Source organism: Gordonia rubripertincta (genome assembly GCF_038024875.1).
GTDB lineage: Bacteria > Actinomycetota > Actinomycetes > Mycobacteriales > Mycobacteriaceae > Gordonia > Gordonia rubripertincta.
Genome location: NZ_CP136136.1, coordinates 1,119,800 through 1,143,576 on the forward strand (window position 1 = coordinate 1,119,800; position 23,777 = coordinate 1,143,576).

Below are 23,777 nucleotides of genomic sequence, written 5' to 3' on the forward strand. Positions count from 1 at the left end.
TCAGACCAGGCGGTCGCCGGTGGACGGATCGAAAAGATGAACAGCTGTGTCGGACTGGCGCAGCCGGATGCCTTCGCCACGCTTGGCCGGTGACCGTTCCGCCGACCGCGCGACCATGACCATCGATTCGCCGTCGAGACTCTTCACCGACTGATCGGCGAGGTTGGCGTAGATGTAGGTCTCGCTGCCGAGCTCTTCCAGCAGCGCGACCTCCGCCTCGATGCCGGTGCCACCGTCGGCGAGGGCCAGGTGTTCGGGGCGGATGCCGACGATCACCGAGTCGAGACCGGAACGACGCAGCGCCGCCTCGGATTCGGCGTCGATGTCCACCGTGCCACCGGAGATGGTGATGGTGCCGTCGGTGACGGGTGCGGTGAACAGATTCATCCCGGGCGAGCCGATGAACCCGGCGACGAAGGCGTTGACCGGCTTGTCGTAAAGGTCGGTTGGGGTCGAGAACTGTTGCAGCTGACCGTTCTTGAGGACCGCAACCCGGTCGCCCATGGTCATGGCTTCGACCTGGTCGTGGGTGACGTAGACCGTGGTGGTGCCGAGACGACGCTGCAGTGCTGCGATCTGGGTGCGGGTCTGGACGCGCAGCTTGGCGTCGAGGTTGGACAGCGGCTCGTCCATGCAGAACACCTGCGGTTCACGGACGATCGCGCGTCCCATCGCCACACGCTGGCGCTGACCGCCGGACAGCTTGGCCGGCTTTCGGTCGAGGAAGTCGGTGAGGTCGAGCAGTTTCGCGGCCTCGGCGACCTTGCGCTTGCGTTCCTCCAGAGGCACACCACGCATCTTCAGCGCGAAACCCATGTTTTCCCCGACGGTCTTGTTCGGGTACAGCGCGTAGTTCTGGAAGACCATCGCGATGTCGCGGTCCTTGGGCGCGACGCCGACCATGTTGTCACCGCCGATGCGGATCTGCCCGGAATCGATCTCCTCCAGGCCGGCCAGCATGCGCAGTGCGGTGGACTTGCCGGAACCCGACGGTCCGACGAGGACGACGAACTCGCCGTCCTTGATGTCGAGGTCGAGGGAGTCGACGGCCAGCTTGTCCGCGCCCGGGTAGACGCAGCAGGCCTTGTCGTAGGTGATGGAAGCCATGATGTTCTCCGGTTCTGTCTCAAAGGTTTTCGAGTCGGTGGGTGCGGGCGGCGATCACTTGATCGCGCCGAACGAGAGCCCGCGGACCAGCTTGTTCTGGGCGATCCAACCGCAGATGACGACCGGCAGTGCGGCGAGGACGGACGCTGCCGACAGCTGCGCCCAGTAGAGGCCCTGCCCGGACATGAAGCCGGTCAGGAACACCGGCATCGTCTGCGCGTTGACCGCGGTCATGTTGACGGCGAAGAAGAATTCGTTCCACGAGAAGATCACGCAGATCAGGGCGGTGGCGGCGATCCCGGGCGAGATCAGCGGAAGGATGACCTCCCGCACCGAGGTCCACAGGCTCGCGCCGTCGATGCTGGCGGCCTCGAGCAGTTCGCCGGGGACCTCGAGGAAGAAGGACCTCATCATCCACACGGCGATCGGGAGGTTCATCGCGGTGTAGAGGATCACCAGAGTCCAGATGTTGTCGAGCATGCCGATCTCGCCGACGATCACGTACAGCGGGATGATCGCCGCGACGATCGGCAGCATCTTGGTGCTGATGAAGAAGAACAAGGCGTCCTTGGTCTTTCGCACCGGCCGGAGTGACAGGGCGAATGCGGCGGGTACGCCGAGCAGCAGCACCAGGATGGTGGAGACGATGGTCGCGAACAGCGAATTCAGCAGCGGTGTCGCGATTCCCGCGTCGAAGACGTCGCGGAACTGTTGCAGGGTCGGTTCGAAGAAGAAGGTTGGCGGGTTGGTGGCCGCGTCGCTCTCCTGCTTGAACGCGGTCAGGACCATCCACAGGACGGGGAAGAAGAATCCGATCGCGATGATCCAGGTGACCGCGGTCAACAGACCCCCTCGGGGGTTGCGACGTCGTCGGATCTCCCTGCCGGGGCGCTGTTCTGCGGGACCCTCCGCGGTGCGGTCGGGGCGGATGTCGGTGCTCATCAGGCCGGCTCCTCTGTTCCGGAGAATGATGTGAAGATCAGACGCAGTGCGAGCGTGGCGACCACGATCGTGCCGACCACCGTCACGACACCCATCGCGGCGGCCTGACCGATGTCGAAGCCGAGGAAGGCGCGTTGGTAGATGTAGTACGAGAGGTTCGAACTCGAGACTCCCGGGCCACCCGAGGTCATCATGTACACCGCGTCGAAGGTGTTGACCAGGTAGATCGCGCCGAGCACGGCGCCGAGTTCGATGAACCGCCGCAGGTGCGGCAGCGTCAGCTCACGGAACAGCCGGAAGCTCGTCGCACCGTCGACGCGGGCGGCCTCCTGGACGTCGCGGGGCATCGACTGGAGTCCGGCGAGGATGAGCAGCATCATGAACGGCGTCCACTGCCAGACCAATTCGGCCATGACACTCATCAGGGGGAACTCCGAGAGCCAGTCGACCTTGACGCCGAACGGGCTCAGCATCCAGTTGACCAGGCCGTTGGTCGGCGACAGCAGGCTGGTCTTCCACAGCAGTGCCGCCGCCACCGGTGTCACCAGGAACGGGGTGATCAGCAGGGTCCGCACCACGCCGCGTCCCAGGAACTTACGGTCCAGCAGCAGCGCGAAGATCAGTCCGAGGATCACCGAGATCAGCACGGTGCCGACGATCAGCAGGATCGTGTTGACCGTGACCCGCCAGAACTGGCTGTCACCGAAGACCGCGACGTAGTTGTCGAGGCCGACGAACGCTCGGGAGTCGGGACGGACGAGGTTCCACGACTGGGTCGAGTAATACAGGGTGAAAACGAACGGGACCTGCGTGACCACGATCATGAAGATCAGGGCCGGCAGCAGGGGTCCGCGTCGCCGCCACCCCTCCGCCCGCGAGATGCGGTCGCGGGATGACGTCAGTGGTGTCCGCTCGGGCGAGGATTCCTCGGGCGAGCGCGTCGAGACTGCGGTGGCCATGATCACTGCTCCCTCTGGTAGGACTTGCCGACGACCTCGGCATACTCCTGGGACTGGGCCAACGCGTCCTTGACGCTGATCTGTCCGGCGATGGCCGCCGAGATCTGTTGGCTGACACGGGTACCGAGATCCTGGAACTCAGGGATCGCGAGGAACTGCACCCCGGTGTAGGGCACCGGCTGCAGAGTGGGCTTCAGCTGGTTCGCGGCCTGCATCGAGGTCAATGTCTGCTCGGCGAACGGCTTCGCGAGTTCCTTGTACGCAGGCAATTCGTACGTCGACAGCCGGCTGCCCGGCGGAACGTGGCTGGGTCCGAGCTTCTCCGACACGTATTCGATGTAGCTCTTGCTCGTCATCCAGCGGATGAACGACCACGCCTCGTCCGGGTGCTTGCTGCTGGTGGGGATGCCGAGCGACCAGGTGTAGAGCCAACCGTTGTCCTGCTTGGCCATGCTCGGTGCGGGGAGGTAGCCGACATCGCCGGCGATCGACGAGGTTTCCGGACTCTCGAGGACCGAGACCGCCGACGTCGCGTCGTACCACATGGCAACCTGCCCCTGGGACAGGAGATTTCCGCACTCCTGGAAGCCCGACGACGACGCGCCGGCCTCACCGTGGTTACGGACGGTGTCGACGTAGAACTGCACGGCCGCCTCGACTTCCGGGCTGTCGAGCTGCGCGTTCCACTCCTCGTCGTACCAACGGCCGCCGAAGGCGTTGATGACGGTGTTGAGCGGAGCGAGCACCTCACCCCAGCCGGGCTTGCCGCGCAGGCAGATCCCCGCAGTGCGCTCGTTGTCGAGCTTCTTCGCGACCTCCGCCACCTCGGGCCAGGTCGGATTCGCCGGGAGCGTGACCCCGGCCTGCTCGAAGAGCTTCTTGTTGTACATCAGAAACGACGACTCACCGTAGAACGGCGCCGAGTACATCGACCCATCGTGTGACAGAGCGGTTTTCAGCGTCGGGATGAAGTCGTCGGCGTCGTACTCCGGATCAGCGTCCATGTACGGGCTCAAGTTGACCAGCCAGCCGTACTCGCCCCACATCGGGGTCTCGTAGTTGCTGATCATCACGACGTCGAACTCGCCGCCGCCGGTGGCGACCGACGCGGTGATCTTGGCGCGCGCCTCGTTCTCCGAGAGCGTCACGAACTTCACCGAGACGCCGGGGTTCTGCTCTTCGAACTGGTCGGACAGCGCGACCGCGTCCTGCATCTGGGAGTTGGAGACCATCGCGACGGTGATCTCGCGCCCGCCTCCACCGGTGAGGGAACCGGCGCCGGAACAGCCGGTCATCACCAGCGTCACGGTCGCCACCAGGGCGCCGAACATCCGGGGTCGGGAGAACTTCATTGTTCACCTTTCTCTTGCAACACAAGCCATTCCGCCGTGGGGACGTCGGTGACCAAGATGGTGGCGTAACCACCGCGGAGAGCACCGAGGATGGACTCCCGCCGGTGCTCACCACCGGAGACCAGGATCGAGGTGGGGCAGGCGCGGACCGCGTCGAGGGAGACCGAGACGGTCCGGTCGACGAGGCTCGATGCCACCGCGTTTCCGTCTGCGTCGTAGAACCGGCCGCCGATCTCGCCGACCGCGCCCAGTTCGACGAGTTCGTCGAGAACGATCGCGTCGATGAAAGCGCCTTCGAAGAGGGTGGTCGAGGTCGAGACCGAACCGACGCCGAAGAGCATGACCTGCGCACCGCGGGCGGCCGAGAGCGATTGCGAAAGAATCGAATCGCGGTTGACGGCGGTGACCGTCTCGGGATCGACGTAGAGCGGCGCGACCAGGCGCAGAGGCCGGGCGTGCAGGCGTTCGGAGAAACGCGACAGGGCGTGGTCGACACCCGTGTGGTACTCCACCGACGTCATCGAACCGTCCATCTGCACGACCCGCTGACAGGAGGCTGCGGCTCCCATGGCGTCGGCGACCGCGACCTGCTCGGGCCCCCAGGTGAACCCGAAGGTGTCCGCGGCCTGGATACGTCGGGTCAGAACCGACGCCCCGGCCCGCCCCAGTGCAGCGTTGCCGGTGGTCGATCCGTCGGCGATCTCGTCGATCACCAGGACCTCGTCCAGACCGAACGTCTCCTCGACCGCGCGTTCGAGCTCGGTGTGGATCGACGACGACAGATGCGGCGGCGCCGAGACCGAGACGTGGACGAGTCCCTGCGCGCGGGCGCGGGCAACCAGGCGGCCGGCTGTGGGTCGGGAGACTCCGAGGCGGGCGGCGATCTCCGCCTGGGTCAGGCCTTCGAGGTGGTACATCGTCGCGGCGCGGACCAGCAAGCGCAGATCCTGGCCGGCGTCGGTGCCGCGCGGCCCCGCCGCCCGTCCCGACGAACCCTGGTGGTCGTCGGCGGTGTCGACCGACTGCTTACGAGGTGCCATCGATGGCCTACTCCCGTTCTCTCGTGAGCAGATGCTCACTAGCGGTGAATATGCTCAGTAAGCTAGCATCCTGGTGTGACCCACGCAACAACCGATCCGAACATTCCGGGCGCTCCACAGGTGATGCGGGCCGGCGTTCTGCACCCGGACCTCTCAGTCGGCACCGAAACCCGCAGGTCACCGCGGCTCGTACGCGGAGATGTGCTGGTCGAGGTGCGGGCAGTCGGCGTCTGCGGCTCCGACACCCACTACCTGCGCCATGGACGCATCGGGGACCACGTCGTGGACGCACCGCTCGTTCTCGGTCATGAGGCGTCCGGGGTGATCGTGGCGGTCGGCGACGGAGTCAGCCCGAACCGTGTCGGCGAACGCGTGTCCATCGAGCCGCAACGACCCGACCCGACCACCGCCGAGACCAAACGCGGCGACTACCACCTGTGTCCGCACATGGAGTTCTACGCGACGCCGCCGATCGACGGAGCCTTCGCCGAGTACGTCACCATCGGAGCCGATTTCGCGCATCCGGTACCGCCGGAGGTCTCCGACGAGGCCGCGGCCCTGTTCGAACCGCTGTCCGTGGGCATCGCCGCACTCCGCAAGGCGGCGGTCGCGGCCGGCGACTCGATCCTCATCGCGGGCGCCGGACCGATCGGGTTGATGATCGCCCAGGTCGCCCGCGCGTCGGGTCTGGCACGCATCGTGATCAGTGAACCCGACGAGCAGCGGCGCCGACGCGCAACCGACTTCGGTGCCTCGCATGCGATCGCGCCCGGCGAGGACACCGACCCGGTCGATGCCTTCGTCGACGCGAGCGGCGTTGCTGCCGCCGTCCGGGACGGAATGACCCGGGTCCGACCCGGCGGTCACGTCGTACTCGTCGGAATGGGTTCGGACACAATGGAACTACCGGTCACGCTGATCCAGAACCGAGAGCTCGTGGTGACCGGCGTCTTCCGGTATTCCAACACCTGGCCGACCGCCCTTGCCCTTGTCCGGACCGGCGCCGTTGACCTCGACGCCATGGTCACTGCACGCTTCGGTCTCGACGAGCTCACCGACGCCCTCAACGCCGACCTCCGGCCCGGGAACATCAAGGCCGTCGTCTATCCCGGCATCTCGGAGTGGCGCGCCGCCGACCAACAGACAGGAGAGGCTCGCCGATGAGTACCCCGCTGAACGCCGAATCGTTGACCCGCATCGACGGGGCCGCCGTTCCCGCGTACGACCGCACCGCCGTCACGCCCGGCATCGTGCACTTCGGGGTCGGCGCGTTCCACCGCGCGCACCAGGCCATGTATCTCGATCGACTGCTAGCAGCGGATCCCGCCGCGAAGGAGTGGGGCATCTGTGGTGTCGGGGTGCGGCCGGCAGATTCCGCGATGCGCGATGCGCTCGTCCCCCAGGACGGCCTGTTCACGCTCACCCTGAAGCATCCGAACGGTGACACCGAGACCGCCGTGATCGGGTCGATCGTCGAATACCTCTTCGCGCCCGACGATCCCGAGGCAGTCCTGGAACGCCTCAGCGATCCGGCCACCCGCATCGTGTCGCTGACCGTGACCGAGGGTGGGTACAACTTCTCCCCCACGACCGGCGAATTCGACGCCACGAACCCCGATATCGTCGCGGACCTCGAGGGCTCGGCACCGCCGGGTACGGTCTTCGGCTTGGTCACCGAAGCACTCGCCCGACGCCGCGAACGCGGAATCCCGTCGTTCACCGTGATGTCATGCGACAACATCCAGGGCAACGGACACATGGCCCGGTCGACGTTCCTCGCCTACGCACGGCTCCGCGACGAGGCTCTTGCCGACTGGATCGAGACGAACACCCGCTTCCCCAACTCGATGGTCGATCGCATCACTCCCGCAACGCCTCCCGATCTCATCGACGAGGTGGCGGCTCGAACCGGAATCGCCGACGAATGGCCGGTGGTCGCCGAACCCTTCACCCAGTGGGTCCTCGAGGACGACTTCTCGATGGGCCGCCCCGCCCTCGAGACAGTCGGCGTGCAGGTCGTCGACGACGTGACGCCCTACGAGTTGATGAAGCTCCGGCTGCTCAACGCCGGACACCAGGCGCTGTGCTACTTCGGATATCTGCTCGGTTACCGCTACGTCCACGACGCCGCGTCGGACGCGGACATCCGAACACTGCTGCGGCGCTACATGATCGAAGAAGGCAGCACGACGCTGCAGGAGATGCCCGGCGTCGACGTCGAGTCCTACATCAACACCCTTCTCGAGCGCTTCGCCAACCCTGCCATCGCCGACACCATTGCCCGGCTGTGCCAGGACTCGTCCGACCGTATCCCTAAGTGGTTGCTGCCGGTGATCCGCGAACGCCTGGCATCCGGGCAGCGTAGTGAGCTGGCCGCGGCCGTCGTCGCGAGTTGGACCCGGTACGCCGAGGGGACCGACGAACAGGGCGACCCCATCGACGTCGTCGATCCCCTGGCCGCGGAGCTCGTTCCGCGGGCGAAGCGCTCGCGGACCGATCCACTGGCGTTCGTCGCCGACCGCGACTTGTTCGGAACTCTTGCCGACGAAGAGGAATTCACGACGCCGTACCTGGCCGCGCTGGATTCGCTGCGTACCAAGGGTGCTCGCGCCACACTCACCGAGCTGCTGTCATGACCCTGGTCGCCGGGATCGACTCGTCCACCCAGTCGTGCAAGGTCGTCATCTGCGAGGCCGAGACCGGGACAGTCGTCCGGTCGGCGAGCGCACCACACCCGGCCGGCACCGAGGTACACCCCGACCGGTGGTGGGATGCCCTGGGCGACGCCGTCTCCGCCGCGGGTGGATTCGAGGACGTGGCCGCGGTGTCGGTCGCGGGGCAGCAGCACGGGATGGTGTGTCTCGACGCGTCTGGGCGAGTGGTGCGCGATGCCCTGTTGTGGAACGACGTCCGATCCGCCTCGAGCGCCGTCGATCTGGTCGACGACCTCGGCGGTCCGGGAGTATGGGCGGAGGCGGTCGGCGTGGTCCCGGTCGCCGCCATCACCGCCGCCAAACTGCGCTGGCTCGCCGACCACGAACCCGCGAACGCCGATGCCACCGCCGCGGTGTGTCTCCCCCACGACTGGCTCACCTGGCGGCTTCGCGGGAGCACCGACATCACCGAGCTGACCACCGACCGCAGCGACGCGTCGGGAACCGGTTACTTCGGCGCGGCCACCGGCGAGTATCGGAAAGACTTGCTGGAGCTGGCTTTTCGCGGGAGAAACCCGCAGCTGCCGACCGTCGTCGGACCAGGTGACCGGGCCGGGACGACTGCCGCCGGGGTGGTCGTCGGACCAGGTGCCGGCGACAACGCGGCCGCGGCCCTCGGGCTCCAGGCCCGACGCGGAGACGCGGTGGTGTCCCTCGGGACGTCGGGCGTGGTGTGTGCCGTGTCGGACACCGCCCCCAGCGACCCCGCCGGCTTGGTCGCCGGTTTCGCCGACGCGACCGGCCGGCACCTGCCGCTGGTGTGCACCCTCAACGGCGCTCCGGTGCTGGCGTCGACGGCGAAGATGCTCGGCGTCGACTTCGACGAGTTCGCACGGCTCGCCACCTCCGCCGATCCGGGTGCCGGGGGACTGACGATGGTGCCGTGGTTCGCGGGCGAACGCTCCCCCAATCTCCCGGACGCCACCGGAACCCTCACCGGCATCACCACAGACAACTTCGGTCCCGCGTCGATCGCGCGCGCCGCGGTCGAGGGGCTCATCTCGTCGCTGGTGTTCTGCCGGGAGAAGATCGAAGAACAGGGCGTGCGCGTCGACCGCATCCTCCTGACCGGGGGCGGCGCGAAATCAGCTGCGGTGCGGGCGATCGCACCGGCGCTCTTCGGTGGCGAGGTCGAGATCCCCGCCGACGGCGAGCACGTGGCCCTCGGTGCCGCACGTCAAGCCGCCTGGGCCCTCACCGGCGAGCTGCCGGAATGGGACATGCCCCGCGAAACCCTCTCCGCGACCGCCACTCCTGAGGTGTACGGCCGGTACCGCGAGATCGCGGACATGGTCGCCACCTCCGCTCGCTGATCAGCAGGGAGCGCAAGCCCACGGTCAGATCGCACGAAACCCGCACTCTGCAGCCGCAGGCGGCGGACCATGGACGTCGACGCTCCGACGGCAGGAGAAGCGATGGTCGACTGGGATGGTGCACGGTACGCGGAGGTGAGCGGACTTCAGCGCATGGTTGCCGAGGAGTCGATCGCCGATCTCACGCTCAGCGGCACCGAGCGGCTTCTCGACGTCGGCTGCGGGGACGGGTTCATCACGATGCTGCTCGCCGACCGATTGCCCGACGGTTCGGTGGTCGGCGTCGACGCTTCGCACCGGATGATCGAGCGGGCCCTCGCACGTGTGCCATTCGACATGCTGCGGGTCCAGTTCCACGTCGACGACGTGCTCGCCCTGCCGTTCGACCAGGACTTCGACATCGCCGTATCGTTCAACGCCCTGCACTGGGTCCATGACCAAGGCGAGGCGCTACGACAGATCGCGCGCAGCCTCGTCGACGGGGGACGGGCGGTGCTGCAGATGGTCTGTGCGACGGACCGGCCGAGCATCGAGGACGTGGCCATGCTGGTCACGTGCGATCCGCCGTGGACGAGCGATTTCGAGGGATTCACCGCGCCATACGAACACGTCGAACCCGAGCATTTCGGCGAACTCGCCGCGGCCGCCGGGTTCAAGGTCGACGACCTGACCGTGAAACACCTGTCCTGGCAGTTCGATTCGGTCGACGATTTCCGCGCCTGGTTCGCGGTGGGTGCCTCTGACTGGACGAGCCGACTGTCCGGGGCCGAGACCGACCGGTTCGTCGGCGCCGTGATCAACCGATACGAGGCGATGGTCGGCGAACCCGCGCTTGTCCGGTTCAGCCAGCTGCGGGCGACACTCGCGAAGCCCTAGAGACATGGCAACGGGCGGGCCACTCGGTCAGTGGCCCGCCCGTTGTGCCCACAGATCAGGGCACGTAGTTGAACGTGTCCGGGTCCGGTCCGATGCGGTCATCGGTGTTGAGTGCGTCGATGGCCGCGACCTCGTCGTCGGACAGCTCGAAGTCGAAGAGCGCGAAGTTCTCCTCGACGCGGGCGCGTGTCACCGACTTGGGGAACACGATGTCACCGCGCTGGATGTGCCACCGCAACGTCACCTGGGCGGCCGAGCGCCCCTTTGCCTCGGCGATCTCGGCGATCACCGGGTCGTCGACGACCTTGCCCTGCGCGATCGGCGACCAGGCCTCGGTCGCGATGCCGTGCTGTGAATTGAAGGCACGCAGGGGGTTCTGCGACAGATACGGGTGCACCTCGATCTGGTTCACGGCCGGAACGACATCGGTCTCGTCGAACAGGCGCTGCAGGTGGGACTGCTGGAAGTTCGAGACACCGATGGCGCGCGCCTTGCCGTCGGCGTAGGCCTTCTCCAGTGCCTTCCAGGTCTGGACGTAGTCGCCCACCTCGGGCAGCGGCCAGTGGATCAGGAACAGGTCGACCTGGTCGACGCCGAGGTCGGCATTGGTCCGGTCGAGCGCCTTGAGCGCGTCGTCGAAGTCGTGGAAGCCGTTGTTGAGCTTGCTGGTGATGAAGACCTCGTCGCGGGCGAGACCGGAATCGCCCAGCGCTTCACCGACGCCCTTCTCGTTGCCGTACATCTCGGCGGTGTCGATGTGGCGGTAGCCCACCTCGAAGGCTGTCAGGGTCGCGGCCTTCGTGTCCTCCGGCGGTACCTGGAAGACGCCGAAGCCGAGCTGCGGGATGGTGATGCCGTTGTTGAGCGTGATGTTCGGGACTGTCATGGGCGATCTGTCCTTTCGTTGCGGCGAGACGAGAGCGAACCCTCGACGGCGGGTCGCGGGCGATTCGGCCCGGGGCCCGGGTCGCACGACCATGTTCATGTTCAAGGCACGCCTGGGCGGCGGATATTCCTGCACTCACGATGACCTGGTCAGCGCCGACCTGATCGAGCGTGTCAACCCTTCCGGGGGAGGCGGCGCTCCCGTTCTTCGGCGAGCTGCAATTCTTCGAAGTCGGCGAGCCGGTCACGGGCCGGTTCACCGAGTTCCTTGGTCACCAGCGACACGAGCAGTTCGGCGAGAATGAATCCGTGGGCCATCGAGTCGAAGGGACCCGGCCCCGTGTGACTGGTCGTGAGGACCGAAGTGGCGTGGGAGGCGAGCGGGGACAGATAGACGTCGGTGACGAGGATCAGGTCGGCGCCACGATCCACCGCCGTCAGACCCCACTCGATGGTGGTCTGTTGATACCGCCGGTAATCGAACAGGACTGCGACGGTCTTGTCGTCGACATCGGTCATCGCGGCCATGCGGTCGGCCGAGTTCGGCTGGACGAGAATCACACCCGGGCGCAGCATACGGAGGTACTGGTGCAATTCGGCGGCCAGGACCGAGGTGAAGCGGCCACCCAGGAGCATCACCCGGCGATCGGTGTCGGCGAGTGCCTCGACAGCGCCGGCCAGATCGGTGCGCGACAGGTTGTTGACGGTCGCGCGGACCCCCGCGGTGTACAGGGTCAGCGCATCGGCGAGATCGGCGTCATCGGCCGGCCCTGCCCGGCCCGCTCCGGTGTCGTCGGTCGGGTACACGGTGACCGGCGAGAACAACCGCGTCTGGACCTCCGCCCGCAGGGACTCCTGGAACGCCCCGTATCCGGGGAACCCGAGTTTGCTCACCAGGCGCAAGGCCGTCGGCGCCGACACCTGCGCCTCGGCCGCGAGCTGTGCGATGGGAACGAGACCTGCGGTGGGATAGCCGTCGGTGAGGGCGGCGACCACCCGTAGTTCACCGGGAGCCAGCGATCCGCGTACCTGACGGATGCGTTGCGCGACGGTCCCTTCGAGCGGTGCACCCTGAGCCATGGGCGAAGTCTAGTCGGCGCGACGAGCCCCGCCGGCCGCGAGCGCGCCGAAAGCGACCGCGCCGGCGCATCTTAGACCGTCAAGGGTCCAAGTACCCGGAAACAAACGTTTTACACGTTACGCCTACACAATCGCGCGTAACGTATGTAACGTCACTCACATCCCCCGGTTCAGCTCGACCAGGAAGCAGCGATGACCTTGCAGAACAGCCCGTCGCACGCACCCACCACCACGTGGGACGCACCGCAGACGACCGCCCCCCTCGATGACCGATGGTCCGATCTCATCCAGCACGATCGCGTACACCGCACTCTCTACGTCGATCCCGCGGTCTTCGACGAGGAGATGGTGAAGGTCTTCGGCGGTGAGTCCTGGGTGTACCTCGCCCATGAATCCCAGGTACCCGATCCCAACTCGTTCCTTTCGGTCCGGATGGGGTTGCGCCCGGTGATCGTCACCCGCGATCGCAAGGGCGGACTACATGCGGTTTTCAACCGGTGCGCCCACCGCGCGGCGACGGTGTGTCGCGAGGAGTCGGGCACCGCCAAGAGTTTCCAGTGCCCGTACCACGGCTGGACGTTCCGCAACACCGGCGAACTGGTCGGCACACCGTGGCCTCAGGGATACGGCGAGCTCGACCGAGAACGGTTCGGTCTCACCGTCGTCTCGAAGGTCGAGAGCTACCGCGGGTTCATCTTCGGCACGATGAACGCCGACGCACCCCCGGTCGACGAGTGGCTCGGACACGCACGCTCCTGGCTCGACTACTGGATCGACCGTTCCCCCACCAGCGAGGTCGTCGTGAAGTCCGCGGCCTACCGCATGGGTTACCGCGGTAACTGGAAGCTGGCCTTCGACAACGCGGGTGACGGTTACCATCCCGCGTTCTCCCACCGGTCCTTGCTCGAGATGGCCTCGCGCATGGGTGATTCCAAGGACATGTCGTATTTCGGCAAGACTCCCGACGACGGCCCGATGAAGGTGTACTCGTTGGGCAACGGCCACAGCGTCATCGACCAGCGACCCGTGTACGAAGGGCAGGGCAGCTTCTGGGCCAACCAACGTCCACAGCCCGGACGCGAACGATTCGAGGAGCAGGTGCGCGCCGACCACGGCGACGATGCCGATCGTCTCCTCGACCTCGCCATCGGCGCGCAAATCAATCTGAGCATCTTCCCAAATCTCCTGATCATCGGGAATCAGATCCAGGTCGTCGAGCCCCTCGCCGTCGACCGCACACAGCTCACCTGGCACGCCACCTCCATCGGCGGCGTTCCCGACGAGATCAACACGATGCGCATGCGTTCCCAGGAAGACTTCCCTGCATTCGGGGAGCCAGACGACCAGGCCAATTTCGAAGAGGCGCAACGCGGTCTGGCCGCTCCCGAAGCGGAGTGGGTCTTCATGAACCGTGGCCTCGACACCGGCTGGCAGACCGTCGAACACGACGGTGTGATCCGCAGCGCCGTCACCGACGAGATCCACATGCGCGGCTACTACGAGGAGTGGCAGCGCCGGATGCGAGGAGCGAACCGATGAATCTCGACCGTCTGCCCGACACCTACGCCGACACGTCGTCCTTCTCCTACCACGTCGACACCGACTGGTACGACGAGCTCGACCGCTTCCGTCAGACCCTTTCCGAGGACTGGCCCGTCTCCCCGCCCACCGAATGGCATGAGGCACAGTCGTTCCTGTTCGCCGAGGCCCGCCTGATCGACAGCGGCCGGTTCAACGACTGGCTCGACCTGTTCACCGGGGACTGCCTGTACTGGGTGCCGGTCACCGCCGGCGGCGGCGACCCCCGCCGGGAGGTCAGCCATGCCTTCGACGATCACCGCCGTCTCACCGATCGCGTCTACTGGCTGCGGACCGGCCTGGCCTACAGCCAGCTGCCACCCTCGCGCACTCGACGCCTCATCACCAACGTCGAATGCCTCGACCATCCCGACGGCCTCCGCTACGTCCGGTCCAACTTCGTGATCCACGAGATGCGTGCGGGGACCGCGAAGACCTACACCGGCTGGTACGGGCACGTACTGCACAAGTCCGGCGGTAAGTGGCGGATCCGACTCAAGTCGGTCAACCTGATCGACTCCGAGCAGTACCACGAGAACCTGACCCTGGTGTTCTGACCATGGACGACGAAACCTCCCCCGCACCGGTGGATGCCGACCTGGTCCGCCGCGTCGACGCACTGACCGCCGAGCTGGAGCTCGTCCGCGCACGGGTGGGACGCATCGAACGCGAGGTCGCCGCGACTCGCCCCCTCGTGAGCGCGGTACGTGCCCTTCACATCTGGGACTACACCCCCTACGGCGTGGCACCCGGCAGCGACTGGGTCGCGATCGACCGCACGGCGGCCTCGGAGCTCCTTGCCGCACTGGCGAAGATCGATCACTGGCAACCCTGGTCGACTCCGATCGAGGCGAGGCCCCGATCATGAGTGCCCGTGAGCTGTCGGTGATCACGCATGTGAACAAGCCGTCGATCGGCGTCCTCGAAGAGGCCGCCACCGCCGGCGACTGGACGATGTCGGTCGTCGGACCTTTCCGTGGAGACCGGCTACCCGACCTCGACGCCGTGGAGGCGCTCGTCGTTCTCGGCGGACCCCAGAGCGCCTACGACGTGGAGAACCATCCTTACCTCGTCGACGAGATCGCCTACCTACGCGACGCACATGCACGCGAGATCCCGGTTCTCGGCCTGTGCCTCGGTTCCCAGCTGCTCGCCGACGCCCTCGGCGGAGGATCACGGCCCGGGGACAGCGGATTGGAGTGCGGCTTCATCGACGTGACCGCCGTCGATGACGAGTCACCGTTGCACGGTCGGTTCTTCTCGTTCCACTCCGATTCCGCGGACCCTCCGGCTGACGCAGAGGTCCTTGCCCGCAGCGACCGCTATCTGCAGGCCTGGCGCCTCGGGACATCCACCGCGATCCAGTTCCATCCCGAACTCGACGGGCCGGGCATCGAAGCCCTGCTCGCTCTCGAGGGACCGAAGCTCCGGCAGTACGGCGTCGACGTGGACGCCATCCGCGACGCCATCCCGGCCGGCGGTCCGCAACCCGGCCGCCGACTACTCGATGTCTGGCTCGACGACGTGCCCGCTCGTAACCCCGTCCACCGATCCGATTCCGCTTCAGCTCAACCGCACTCACATCCGAGGAGAATCCCGTGACCAAGTTCGTCGAGCAGTACAACCTGTACGGACCCGCCGACGTCGAGGCCGCCGATCGAGCCGTCGACATCATCAACCGCGAGGGCATCGAGGTGGTCCGCGTGGTCTGGCCGGACCAGCACGGCCTGCTGCGCGGCAAGGCGCTGACCGTTCCGGCATTCCTGGCTGCACTGAAGGCCGGCAACGACATCACCATGGCGCCCTTCTTCTTCGACACTGCCAACGCCATCGTGTTCAACCCCTTCAGCCCCGACGGCGGTTTCGACTTCGACGGCCTCGGCGGAAGCCCGAACGTCAAGATGGTGCCGGACCCGGGCACCTTCACCGTCCTGCCCTGGGCCACCAAGACCGCGCTGGTCTTCTGCGACCTGTACATGTCCGACGGCCGACCGTTCCCGCTGGCACCGCGCACCATCCTGAAGAAGACACTCGCCGAGATGGCGGACAACGGCTACGACCTGGTGGCCGGCATCGAGATGGAGTGGTACCTCACGAAGGTCGTCGACAACGGACTCGGCACGTGCTCGCTGGGTGCTCCGGGATCGCCGGCCGACCCGCCGACCGTCGCGCCGGTGGCCCGCGGTTACAACTACTTGCTGGTCGATCATCTCGACCAGGTCGACGACATCCTGCGTCCCATCCGTAATGCCTTGTCCGACATGGGGTTACCGATCCGTTCCTTCGACGACGAATGGGCACCGAGCCAGATGGAGACGACCTTCGACGTCCTCGACGGTCTCGCCGCCGCCGACGCCGCGGCCCTGTTCCGGACGACGACCAAGCAGATCGCCAAGCGGAACGGTCACCTGGCGTCGTTCATGTGCACCCCGGCGATCGCGGGCTTCTACGCGAACGGTTGGCACCTGCACACCTCGGTCGCCGAACGCGGCACCGGCCAGAACCTCATGGTGCCCGACGGTGCTGCGCCACTGTCGGATCTGGGGTGTGAACTACGTCGGCGGCACCCTCGCCCACGGCGCAGCGGCGTCGGTCTTCACCACGCCCACGATCAACGGCTACCGTCGTCGTCGTCCGTACTCGCTGGCACCCGACCGTCTCGCCTGGGGCCAGGACAACCGCGCGGCCATGATGCGCGTCATCAGCGCACCCGGTGACATGGCATCCCATGTGGAGAACCGCGTCGGCGACTCGGCGGCGAACCCCTACCTGTACATCGCCGCGCAGGCCGCCGCCGGACTCGACGGCATCCTGAACCGCACCGACCCGGGCCCCCTCAGCGATGACCCCTACAACGCCGATGTCCCACAGCTTCCCGCTTCACTCGCCGAGGCGATCGACACCCTCGAACAGGATGCGTTCTACCGCAAGGCCTTCGGCGACGGTTTCATCGACTACCTGGTCACCATGAAACGCAGCGAGGTCACCCGCTACGAGGCCTGGGTCGCCGAGAACCCGGACGAGTCGACCTACGTGAACGGCGTCACCGACTGGGAACACCGCGAGTACTTCGAACTCTTCTGAGTTCTGGTCACGCGGTTTTCGTTCGGAAGTGAGTAGGGATAGAGGAGTAGGCGTTGCCCACCATCACGTTCATCAGCCCCGACGGCACCAAACATCCGGTTGAGGCGAAGGTCGGCGCATCCGCGATGGAGACCGCGGTCAGACTCGGCGTGCCCGGCATCGTCGGGGAGTGCGGTGGCGGATTGTCCTGTGCCACCTGCCATGTGTTCGTCGAGGCCGGCGACCTCGACCGCACGGGTCGGGCCGAGGACTTCGAGGAGGAGATGCTCGAGGACGCCCTCACCCCGGCCACCGAGTGCAGCAGGCTGTCGTGCCAGATCCGGATCACGGATGAACTCGACGGGCTGACGCTGACGATCGCGCCCGAACAGTGAGCGGGCGCATCCTCATCGTCGGCGGCGGCGAGGCAGGTCTCACCATCGCGGTGACACTCCGCGAACTCGGGCACACCGGGGAGATCTGTCTGGTCGGTGCCGAACCCTTCCCTCCCTATCAGCGTCCCCCACTGTCGAAGGAGTATCTGGCCGACGGTGACGAACCGGCGGCGCTACGTGCCCCGGAGTTCTACGCCGCCAACCAGATCACCCTCCTGACCGGCCGGCGGGTGGTGGGGATCGAACAGGACGGGAACGGCGGTGGCGCTGCCTACTTCGACGACGACAGCGTCGTCCGGTTCAGCCGGCTCGCGCTGGCCACGGGTTCGATGCCCCGGCGGTTGCCGGTGCACGGCGCCGAGGCCGAGGGCGTCGCGACACTGCGCACGGTCGAAGACGCGCGTGCCATCCGCGCCGGTCTCGAGAAGGCCCGCGACGTCGTCATCGTCGGCGGCGGCTTCGTGGGCTTGGAGGTGGCCGCCGCGGCGCGAGCACGTGGCGCGACGGTGACGGTGGTCGAGGCGACCGACCGCGTCCTCGGCCGGGTCGTCGCCGAACCGGTGTCGTCGTTCGTCCGGGACCATCACCGCGAACAGGGCATCCGGATCGAGACCGGGCGGAGCGTGACGTCGATCGGCGTGATCTCCGGCCGGGCGGACTCGGTGATCCTCGACGACGGGGAGTCCGTCCCCGCCGATCTCGTCGTGGTCGGGGTCGGAGCCTCGCCCGTCGTGAACGTCGCGACGATGCTCGGCCTGGACTGCTCACCCGGGATCGTCGTCGACGACCGAGCCCGCACAAGCGATCGACGGGTCGTCGCAGCCGGCGACTGCACCGTCTCGCCACACCCCCACCGAAAGGGACACGTGATCGCGATCGAGTCGGTGAACAATGCCGTCGAGCAGGGCAAACTGGCCGCACACACGCTGCTCGGCATCGAGCCCGCCCCCCGCGGGGTGCCGTGGTTCTGGTCCAACCAGGGTTCGCTGAAGATCCAGATCGCCGGCATCTCCGACGGCCATGACCGCTACGTCGTCCGCCGCGGCGCCGCGGATCGGATCACCGTGCTCTATTACCGAGACGGCGTGCTGATCGCGGGCGACACGGTCGACGACCCGCGTGAACACATGGCGATCAAACGCGCTCTCGCCCAGAACGCCACCATCGATCCGGAGGCGGCTGCGGACACCACAAGGCCCCTGAAATCACTCGTCGCGCCGCTGATGTCGGCCAACTGAGAGACAGGCTCTGTCAGGCCCGGCCGAGTTCTCACAGTCCTCCGATGCCGGGAGCCAGGCCAACACTCGGCGAGTGACGCATATCACTCGATCGACACGCTCGACGGCGCCGCTGCTACTCAGCGCGCCGGACCGCCCCTCAAGGGTTGCCCCGCACGCGCCCAGAACCCCCCATTGTGCTCTTCTTTTGCGGCGATCCGCGCTCACCGTTTCCCAGAACACATCTTTTGTGCCACACTTGGCGGGCGGTCATCAGTTTTGGTGGCTGCTGAACTGAAGAAAGAAGTACAGCAGTATGGCACAGGGAACCGTCAAGTGGTTCAACGGCGAAAAGGGCTTCGGCTTCATCGCACCCGACGATCAGGGCGCCGATGTTTTCGTCCACTACTCTTCGATCACCGGTAGCGGCTTCCGCAACCTCGAAGAGAACCAGCGCGTCGAATTCGACGTGGAGCAGGGCCAGAAGGGCCCGCAGGCAACCAACGTCAGCGCGCTCTAAGCACACCTGACTTCACGAAGCGCCTCATCCGGCTCCGGCCAGATGGGGCGCTTCGTCGTTTCCGGGGTCTGCGTCGAATCAGCTGCTGTACAGCCCCTTCGTCACCGAAGCGCGCGGGGGAGACGTGACACCGGGACGACGACCGTGCCCTCGAGGGTCGCCGAGGACAGGATTCCGACCACGCGGCCCCGGCTGTCCCGCACACCCGCGCCGCTGTCGCCCGACTCCGAACGCAGGCTCGTCTGAACCGAATACGATTCGTGGCTCGTCAGGAACGGCGGAGCGAGCGAAAAGCCGTGCGACGTCCGCAGCACCTCGGCCGGATCGGTGACCTTGCCCGTTCCGTAACCCGTGGTGATCCCCGACTTCCAGACCAGCTGTCCCCGGCCGAACTTCGCGTTCCAATCCACCGGGTCGATACGCGCCGCGGTACGCGGAACCAATCCGATGACCGCGATGTCGAGCCGTTGCGCAACGCGATTGGCGGTGATCGTCCCGATTCTCTTGCCCGTGCGGTCGTGGACGGCCCGACCCACGACCCCGCAGTGTCCCGCGGTCAGCGCCTTCTCGGCGGAGATGACCGCGCCGAGCGTGCAGCTGTGCGAGGTCACCACCGTGTCATCGATGCTGATCTCCATCCCCGACCGCACCGTCGGAGTTGCCGCGTCCGCCACCACCGCGGGGGTCGAGACCAGAGCCGCCGACGCGCCCAGCGCCGTCAACGCACGAATTCGAATGCCCATGTTTCCTTCCCCGGCAACCAGCTCAGCCTAACCGGGCGGTGACCCTCCGCGCCGAGGAGTGCCGCGGTCACCCGAAACCCGCCCCGCTCGTTGTAACCCACGACACAATGGGACCCATGGCGGTCTCCCTCAGGGAACCGCCATGGGACACCTGAGCACGGGAGCACACCGGCGCGGTGTCGACGACGATGACGTGAGGGTGATGCAGATGTCCGATCCCGTTCTGGTCCTGACCAAGGCGCGTACGTCGTGCGAGATGCACGCGGTCAAGGACTGGGCCGCAACCGCCTACCCGGACGCCGAGGTCCGGCAGGGCGCCGACGTCGACTTCGACGAACTGCCGCCGAACACCCTCCTCGTGCCGGTGCGTCCGGTGTGGCTCCCCGCGGTCCGCCAGGGTGAGCGGCGGGTGACTCTCGGCGATGTCCTCGTGCTGTCGAATCCCCGGCGGCCGCTCGGCCTCATGCAGCCGATCATCCGCAAACGACGCCCCGATGCCCTTCGCGTGGTGGCCGGGGAGCCCGCCACCATCACCGAACTCCGCGAACGGCATGCGCGCGATCAGGCCGAGGGCGAACCCTTCGACAAGTACGTCCGGATCGCGGCGTCGGTCTCCGCCGAACGAGCCGAACGCCAGATCGTCGGCGACCGGTACAAGGTTCCGCGCCTGGTGGCCGAACAGATCAGCAGTTCGGCCAGATTTCAGAGCGGTGCCGCCAAACTCGCCGCTGAACTCGGCCGGCCCACGGATGCGGTCGTGTCCGAGGCCACGGACAAGCTTTCCGGCTTCGTCGCCACCCAGAGCCGGTTGATGGATGACATCTTCTCGGCGACGTTCAACCGCCTCCACGAACGCGCCTGGAACGTCACGGTCGACGTCGACACCCTGAACTCCCTACGGACCCTGAACAAGTCGACCGGCCTGATCTTCCTCCCCTCGCACCGCTCCTACGTCGACCCGCTGGTCTTGGCAACAGTGCTGCGCAACAACGACTTCCCGCCGAACCTCGTCCTGGGTGGCAACAATCTGTCGTTCTGGCCGGTGGGGCCGGTGGCCCGGCGCGCGGGGATGATCTTCATCCGCCGCAAGTTCGGGTCGGACCCGGTCTACAAGTTCGCGATGCGTTCCTATCTGGCCTACATCATCGAGAAGCGGTTCAACCTCGAGTGGTACATCGAGGGCGGTCGGAGCCGAACGGGCAAGCTGCGCAAGCCGATGCTCGGACTGCTGAACTATGTCGTCGACGCCGCGAGCCAACTCGACGACGCCGATGTGACGATCGTGCCGACGTCGATCGTGTACGACCAGCTGCAGGAGGTCGATGCGATCGCCGCCGAGGACGCGGGTGGCGTCAAGAAGCCCGAGGGGGTCGGCTGGCTGTTGCGATACGCCAAGGCCCAGCGCAGCTATCTCGGTGAGGCGAGAGTTCGTTTCGGCACGCCGATCTCGCTGAAGCAGACGCTGGACGAGGCCGGCGACGGACCGGCGCGTCTGGAGAAGGTCGCCTTCCGCGTGATGGACGAGATCAATTCGGCCACACCGATCACCGCGACCTCGCTGGTCGGCTTCGCGGCCCTCGGCGCGCAGGACCGGGCGTACACGCTGCCCGAGATCGAAGCCGTCCTGGCTCCCCTGCTCGATTACATCGAGCGCCGCGGCCTCCCCGGACCGGACCCCGCGCTGTGCCGCGGCGTCGGGCTCGTCCGGACGCTGCGGGTGCTGGCCGGCAACGGCGTGGTGACCTGTTACGACGGTGGCTCGGAACAGGTCTGGTCCGTCGTCCCCGAGAATCGGGCCGTCGCCGCGTACTACCGCAACGGCGCACTCCATCATTTCGTCGACCGCGCGATCGTCGAGATGGGGTTGCTGGCGCTGGCCGAGGGCGAGGTCAAAGCCGGCAGCACGCCGATCCGGAGCAGCCACGTCGGTTCTGCTCCGGCACCCGACGAGGAACTGCTGACCGCCGCCCAACGCGAGGCCCTGCGAATCCGCGACCTCCTGAAGTTCGAGTTCTTCTTCCCGCCCAAGACCGAGTATCTGCACCGGCTCGGCATCGAACTCGATCTCCTCGCCCCCGGTTGGCGGGCGGTCACTCCTACCCAGGAGTGGACCTACGAGGTGTTGCACGGCCACACGGGAGCACTCCTCGCGCGACGCACACTCCAGACCTTCTTCGACGCCCAGCTCGTGGTGGCGACCAAGCTGGTGGAACTCGGCAACACCGCCCAGGAGAAGGATGCCCTGATCGCCGACTGCCTCGGGCTCGGACGCCAACTCGCGCTGCAAGCCGTTCTGCGCAGCAAGGATTCGGTGTCGAAGGATTTGTACGACGGGGCCTACCGCCTGGCCGACAACCGCGGCCTCATCCACGGCGAGGACATCGTGGATCTCCGGGCCGCCCGCCGGAGTTGGCTCGACGAGGTCGAACTCATGCGGGATCGGCTCGCCCGGATCGCCGCCATCGAGGACCTGCAGCCGGTCGTCGTCGACGACGAGGAGCAGCAGTGAGCGCCTTCACCGACCGCATGCGGGCCATCCGTTCGGCGCCGACAGGCAAGAAGGTGGCCGCGCTCTTCGACTACGACGGCACGCTGATCGAGGGTTTCTCCGCCGCAGCCATCATGCGGGCACGGTTGCGCAGCATGGACTTCGGGTTCGGGGAACTCGCCGACTTCCTGGTGATCGGCCTACGCGGCGTCATGTCCGAGCAGGACTACGCCGAGGTCCTGGCGGCCACGCGGCCGACCTTCGCGGGCAAGACCTACGCCGAGCTGATCGCTTTCGGCGAGCATCTGTTCAAGTACGAGACCGCTGCCAAGCTGCGTCCTCAGATGTGGCAGATCCTGCGCGCGCATCGGGAGATGGGGCACACCATCGTGATCGCGTCGTCGGCGACCCGCTTCCAGATCGAGCCGATCGCACGGGAGATCGGTGCGGACTTCGCGCTCGCGACCGACGTGGAGGTCGTCGACGGTGTGGTCACCGGGAACATCAAGGGACGCCCTCTCTGGGGTCCCGGCAAGGCAGCCGCGGTCCGGGAACTGGCACGCGCCAACGACATCGACCTCGACGCATCCTTCGCCTACAGCGACGGGAACGAGGACATCCCGTATCTGGAGTCGGTGGGCAATCCGGCGGCGATCTCGCCGCGTCGAATCCTGCGGGCGGAGGCCGAGTCCCGCGGCTGGCCGATCATCGATCTGAAGAACCCCACCTACAACCGTCTCGGATCGCTGGCCCGGACCGGCGCGTTCTACGGCTCGTTCGTCGCCTCCGCCGCCATCGGCGCGGCCGCGGGCCTGGTCCGCCGCGATCCGCACGCGCTCGTCGAGGCGCTTCCCACCGGGAACGACATCGGCCTGTCCCTCGCGGGCGTCCACGTCCAGGTGCTCGACGGCGGCGAATACCTCTTCTCCGATCGACCCTGCGTCTTCCTCTTCAACCATCAGTCGAAGCTCGACCTACCGGTCATGATCAATCTGGTCCGCACCGACGCGACCGGCGTCGCCAAGAAGGAAGTGCAGCGGGTCCCGGTGCTCGGTGAGATCCTGCGACAGGCGGGACTCGTCTTCATCGATCGGGCCGACCGGGGCAAGGCCATCGAACAGTTGGCACCGGCGGTCAAAGCGCTTCGCGAGGACGGCTTGTCGCTGGTCGTCTCACCGGAGGGGACCCGGTCCCCGACGCCACGGATCGGTCCGTTCAAGAAGGGTCCGTTCCACATCGCCATGCAGGCCGGCGTCCCGATCGTCCCCGTCGTCTTACGCAACACCGGTGAATTGATGTGGCGCGGTGCGCAGCTCATCCGGCCAGGTACGGTCGAGGTGATGGTCCTGCCGCCCATCGACACCAGCGGCTGGACAGCCGATGAGATCGGCGCCCGCGCCGAGGAGGTCCGCCAGATGTATGTCACGGCGCTCGCCGACTGGCCGCTGGAATCATTCGTCGACGATTCCGTGGAATCGCTGCACAAAACGTCCGAGGAGGACTGA

The 23,777-nt window shown here is 66.7% G+C and carries 23 protein-coding genes; 15 read left to right on the forward strand and 8 right to left on the reverse strand.

Going from position 1 to position 23,777, the window contains the following annotated elements:
- Genes RVF83_RS05010 through RVF83_RS05030 form a run of 5 tightly spaced genes read right to left on the reverse strand, consistent with a single transcriptional unit; the run spans nucleotide 1 to nucleotide 5,400 of the window.
- A complete protein-coding gene (locus RVF83_RS05010) occupies nucleotides 1–1,107 on the reverse strand; it encodes an ABC transporter ATP-binding protein (RefSeq protein WP_005193809.1) in 1,107 nt (368 codons plus the stop codon).
- Between the two features lie 54 nt (nucleotides 1,108–1,161).
- Nucleotides 1,162–2,049 (reverse strand): carbohydrate ABC transporter permease, encoded by an 888-nt coding sequence (locus RVF83_RS05015; protein WP_005193807.1) that lies wholly within the window; start codon nucleotides 2,047–2,049, stop codon nucleotides 1,162–1,164.
- Entirely contained in the window at nucleotides 2,049–3,008 is a 960-nt protein-coding gene (locus tag RVF83_RS05020) for a carbohydrate ABC transporter permease (RefSeq protein WP_039879784.1), read from the reverse strand. The genes RVF83_RS05015 and RVF83_RS05020 overlap by 1 nt, the downstream gene beginning before the upstream one ends.
- A 2-nt stretch (nucleotides 3,009–3,010) precedes the next feature.
- The gene (locus RVF83_RS05025) at nucleotides 3,011–4,360 is read right to left on the reverse strand and encodes an ABC transporter substrate-binding protein (protein ID WP_005193803.1); all 1,350 of its coding nucleotides are present in this window, start codon (nucleotides 4,358–4,360) and stop codon (nucleotides 3,011–3,013) included.
- Complete coding sequence (locus tag RVF83_RS05030; protein WP_005193801.1) at nucleotides 4,357–5,400, reverse strand: sugar-binding transcriptional regulator; 1,044 nt, start codon at nucleotides 5,398–5,400, stop codon at nucleotides 4,357–4,359. The genes RVF83_RS05025 and RVF83_RS05030 overlap by 4 nt, the downstream gene beginning before the upstream one ends.
- Nucleotides 5,401–5,523: 123 nt before the next feature.
- On the opposite strand from RVF83_RS05030, the gene RVF83_RS05035 reads away from it, so the two are divergent.
- From RVF83_RS05035 to RVF83_RS05050, 4 genes are all read left to right on the forward strand, one after another.
- Nucleotides 5,524–6,564, forward strand: coding sequence for an NAD(P)-dependent alcohol dehydrogenase (locus tag RVF83_RS05035; RefSeq protein ID WP_051989221.1), 1,041 nt, complete (start codon nucleotides 5,524–5,526; stop codon nucleotides 6,562–6,564).
- Nucleotides 6,561–8,036, forward strand: coding sequence for a mannitol dehydrogenase family protein (locus RVF83_RS05040; RefSeq protein ID WP_005193797.1), 1,476 nt, complete (start codon nucleotides 6,561–6,563; stop codon nucleotides 8,034–8,036). The genes RVF83_RS05035 and RVF83_RS05040 overlap by 4 nt, the downstream gene beginning before the upstream one ends.
- Nucleotides 8,033–9,427, forward strand: coding sequence for a xylulokinase (locus RVF83_RS05045; protein ID WP_005193796.1), 1,395 nt, complete (start codon nucleotides 8,033–8,035; stop codon nucleotides 9,425–9,427). The genes RVF83_RS05040 and RVF83_RS05045 overlap by 4 nt, the downstream gene beginning before the upstream one ends.
- A 102-nt stretch (nucleotides 9,428–9,529) precedes the next feature.
- Nucleotides 9,530–10,303 (forward strand): class I SAM-dependent methyltransferase, encoded by a 774-nt coding sequence (locus RVF83_RS05050; RefSeq protein WP_005193794.1) that lies wholly within the window; start codon nucleotides 9,530–9,532, stop codon nucleotides 10,301–10,303.
- Nucleotides 10,304–10,358: 55 nt separating this feature from the next.
- Here RVF83_RS05050 and RVF83_RS05055 read toward each other — a convergent pair whose 3' ends face one another.
- Both RVF83_RS05055 and RVF83_RS05060 read right to left on the reverse strand, forming a co-directional pair.
- Nucleotides 10,359–11,189 (reverse strand): aldo/keto reductase, encoded by an 831-nt coding sequence (locus tag RVF83_RS05055; protein ID WP_005193791.1) that lies wholly within the window; start codon nucleotides 11,187–11,189, stop codon nucleotides 10,359–10,361.
- A 173-nt stretch (nucleotides 11,190–11,362) separates the two neighbouring features.
- A complete protein-coding gene (locus RVF83_RS05060) occupies nucleotides 11,363–12,268 on the reverse strand; it encodes a MurR/RpiR family transcriptional regulator (protein WP_005193789.1) in 906 nt (301 codons plus the stop codon).
- 192 nt (nucleotides 12,269–12,460) lie between these two features.
- On the opposite strand from RVF83_RS05060, the gene RVF83_RS05065 reads away from it, so the two are divergent.
- From RVF83_RS05065 to RVF83_RS05105, 9 genes are all read left to right on the forward strand, one after another.
- Complete coding sequence (locus RVF83_RS05065; protein WP_005193787.1) at nucleotides 12,461–13,807, forward strand: aromatic ring-hydroxylating oxygenase subunit alpha; 1,347 nt, start codon at nucleotides 12,461–12,463, stop codon at nucleotides 13,805–13,807.
- Nucleotides 13,804–14,403, forward strand: coding sequence for an aromatic-ring-hydroxylating dioxygenase subunit beta (locus RVF83_RS05070; RefSeq protein WP_005193785.1), 600 nt, complete (start codon nucleotides 13,804–13,806; stop codon nucleotides 14,401–14,403). Before RVF83_RS05065 ends, RVF83_RS05070 begins: the two co-directional genes overlap by 4 nt.
- A gap of 2 nt (nucleotides 14,404–14,405) precedes the next feature.
- On the forward strand, nucleotides 14,406–14,714 hold the full coding sequence (locus RVF83_RS05075; protein ID WP_005193783.1) for a hypothetical protein: 309 nt from the start codon (nucleotides 14,406–14,408) through the stop codon (nucleotides 14,712–14,714).
- The gene (locus RVF83_RS05080) at nucleotides 14,711–15,448 is read left to right on the forward strand and encodes a type 1 glutamine amidotransferase (RefSeq protein ID WP_005193781.1); all 738 of its coding nucleotides are present in this window, start codon (nucleotides 14,711–14,713) and stop codon (nucleotides 15,446–15,448) included. The genes RVF83_RS05075 and RVF83_RS05080 overlap by 4 nt, the downstream gene beginning before the upstream one ends.
- A complete protein-coding gene (locus tag RVF83_RS05085; protein ID WP_341262003.1) occupies nucleotides 15,445–16,563 on the forward strand; it encodes a hypothetical protein in 1,119 nt (372 codons plus the stop codon). The genes RVF83_RS05080 and RVF83_RS05085 overlap by 4 nt, the downstream gene beginning before the upstream one ends.
- Nucleotides 16,457–16,930, forward strand: a complete 474-nt coding sequence (locus tag RVF83_RS05090) for a hypothetical protein (RefSeq protein ID WP_341262030.1) — start codon at nucleotides 16,457–16,459, stop codon at nucleotides 16,928–16,930. Before RVF83_RS05085 ends, RVF83_RS05090 begins: the two co-directional genes overlap by 107 nt.
- Nucleotides 16,931–16,983: 53 nt before the next feature.
- Entirely contained in the window at nucleotides 16,984–17,304 is a 321-nt protein-coding gene (locus RVF83_RS05095) for a 2Fe-2S iron-sulfur cluster-binding protein (protein WP_005193776.1), read from the forward strand.
- Nucleotides 17,301–18,542 carry an NAD(P)/FAD-dependent oxidoreductase gene (locus RVF83_RS05100; protein ID WP_005193775.1) on the forward strand — a complete coding sequence of 414 codons (1,242 nt, stop codon included), beginning with the start codon at nucleotides 17,301–17,303 and terminating at the stop codon, nucleotides 18,540–18,542. The genes RVF83_RS05095 and RVF83_RS05100 overlap by 4 nt, the downstream gene beginning before the upstream one ends.
- 295 nt (nucleotides 18,543–18,837) lie before the next feature.
- Nucleotides 18,838–19,041: a cold-shock protein gene (locus RVF83_RS05105; RefSeq protein WP_005193773.1), complete on the forward strand. Its 204-nt coding sequence runs from the start codon at nucleotides 18,838–18,840 to the stop codon at nucleotides 19,039–19,041.
- 101 nt (nucleotides 19,042–19,142) lie between these two features.
- Here the strand turns inward: RVF83_RS05105 and RVF83_RS05110 are convergent, their stop codons facing one another.
- Complete coding sequence (locus RVF83_RS05110) at nucleotides 19,143–19,784, reverse strand: trypsin-like peptidase domain-containing protein (protein ID WP_005193770.1); 642 nt, start codon at nucleotides 19,782–19,784, stop codon at nucleotides 19,143–19,145.
- 202 nt (nucleotides 19,785–19,986) lie between these two features.
- Between RVF83_RS05110 and RVF83_RS05115 the strand changes: the two genes are divergently transcribed.
- Both RVF83_RS05115 and RVF83_RS05120 read left to right on the forward strand, forming a co-directional pair.
- Nucleotides 19,987–22,293: a glycerol-3-phosphate 1-O-acyltransferase gene (locus RVF83_RS05115; RefSeq protein WP_005193768.1), complete on the forward strand. Its 2,307-nt coding sequence runs from the start codon at nucleotides 19,987–19,989 to the stop codon at nucleotides 22,291–22,293.
- The gene (locus RVF83_RS05120; protein ID WP_005193766.1) at nucleotides 22,290–23,777 is read left to right on the forward strand and encodes an HAD-IB family hydrolase; all 1,488 of its coding nucleotides are present in this window, start codon (nucleotides 22,290–22,292) and stop codon (nucleotides 23,775–23,777) included. The genes RVF83_RS05115 and RVF83_RS05120 overlap by 4 nt, the downstream gene beginning before the upstream one ends.